This is a genomic window from Cellulomonas sp., from assembly GCF_017744555.1.
GTDB lineage: Bacteria > Actinomycetota > Actinomycetes > Actinomycetales > Cellulomonadaceae > Cellulomonas.
Genome location: NZ_JAGIBD010000098.1, coordinates 1 through 1,641 on the forward strand (window position 1 = coordinate 1; position 1,641 = coordinate 1,641).

Consider the following 1,641-nt stretch of genomic DNA (forward strand, 5'->3'; position numbering starts at 1 on the left):
GACCTGCTCACGGTCGCACCCCCGCGGCTCACGGCGGTCCCCGTCTCGACGCGCGTCAACGCGGTCGCGAACAACTCCCCCGCCCTGCTGGACCCGGTCGACGTGGACGGGTCGCAGGCCCCGGCCTGACGCGGTGCGCCTGCTGGACGCCCGTGGCGCCACCCGCGTGCCGATCGCGCCCGTCCCACCCGGGCAGCACGACGGGCTGTGTGACGTTCCGGCCTCCAGGGAGCCGCAACGCCGCACACGCTGGCCTCACGGGCACTCCGGGCACCGCCGCACGCGGGTCGGACGCCCCGCCCGGGTGAGCGCGGCCGCCACCTGCAGGGCGACCGCGCACGACCGGCCCACGACGTGGGACCACCGGTAACGGAGCGTGAGGTCGTCGTGCTCGAGGAGCACCGCGTTGTCGCGCCACACGTCACGGTCGGTCGTGCCGCTCGGGTGCGCGAGCCGGCCGTCGAGCTCGATGCGGACGCGCAGACCCTGGTGCACGCGATCAGCACGGATCCACGCGCCGTCGACGCGCTGCCGGACCTGGCCGACGGTCCGCGGCAGGCCGTGACGGCGCTCGACGTCCCGCACGTACCGGTGCTCGAGCGGGGACTCGACCCCGAGCGTCGGGTCGCCGAGCACGGCTCTCAGCAGCGCCCGGTGGTGCAGCGAGGCACGCAGCCGTGACCGGTGCAGGAGCACCACCGGGGCGACGCCGCGGCGGACGCCCTCGGCGACGACCGCGACCGCGTCGTCCTCGTCCTGCGCGTCGTCGAGCAGGTCGAACACCGTCTCGACGACGTCGACGGCCCGGAGCCTGCCGCTCGCGTGGGGCATGGCGCGCCGTCGACGGACCCGCAGGCCCGGTTGCGGCCGGACCGTGCGTGGTACCGGCACGCTGACGACGACGTCGGTCCCCGGGGTCGCCGCAAGTCCGTGGACGAACGCGGCGGACCGGTGCGACAGAGCGGCGCCGGGGCCGGCGGCGAGGAGGGCGGCGTGCGCGGTCTGCCGCCAGGCGAGCGCACCGGACTGCAGCACGACGACCCCGCGGAAGGGTCGCTGCCACCGTCCCGCGGCGACCCGACCTCGTACCGTGCGCCCAGCGACGCCTGCTGCCGCGAGCTGGGCCACGGTCGCGGCGCCGTCGTGCCGCAGGACGACGGCGCGCACGGGCTCGGGGAGCGCGTGCGCGTCGGGGACGTGGACGGTGGTCTGGTACGTCTGGTCGCGACCCATGCTGCGACCCTGGCAGCGTCGCGGACCCGAGGGCGGGAGCCCGGACGACCCTGTGGACGACCGACGCCGGACGAGGGCTCGTCGACGGCGGCGAGCTCGGGCACCGGCACGCCGTCGACGTCGGCCGGCACGCGCGTCGAGCCGGGGGACCGACCGGGGCCGTGCTGCACAGCGGCCACCCAGCGGCCGGAACGCCACACGCTCGCGGTCGACGTCAGCGGGTGGCTCGGCCGACCGCGGCGCGGCGCGCACGCCGTCCGGGCCCGCCGTCAGTCCGCGCGCGACAGCCGGAACGACGCGGTCGGGCCGAGGCCCGGGAGGTCGCGCACCGGCTGCTCGGCGAGGCGGAACCGCGGGTCGCCGCCGAGCACCTGCGCGGTCGCGGCGTCGACGAGCACGGTGGACGGC

1 protein-coding gene is annotated in these 1,641 nt (G+C 77.5%); it reads right to left on the reverse strand.

Features of this window, described 5'->3' with window-relative positions:
• Nucleotides 1-255: 255 nt before the first annotated feature.
• The gene (locus tag J7523_RS20315) at nucleotides 256-1,233 is read right to left on the reverse strand and encodes a hypothetical protein (RefSeq protein WP_226236592.1); all 978 of its coding nucleotides are present in this window, start codon (nucleotides 1,231-1,233) and stop codon (nucleotides 256-258) included.
• Nucleotides 1,234-1,641: the final 408 nt, after the last annotated feature.

Excerpts from the sequence above, each read along its gene's own strand:
- J7523_RS20315 (WP_226236592.1), bottom strand. The coding sequence starts at position 1,233 with ATGGGTCGCGACCAGACGTACCAGACCACCGTCCACGTCCCCGACGCG.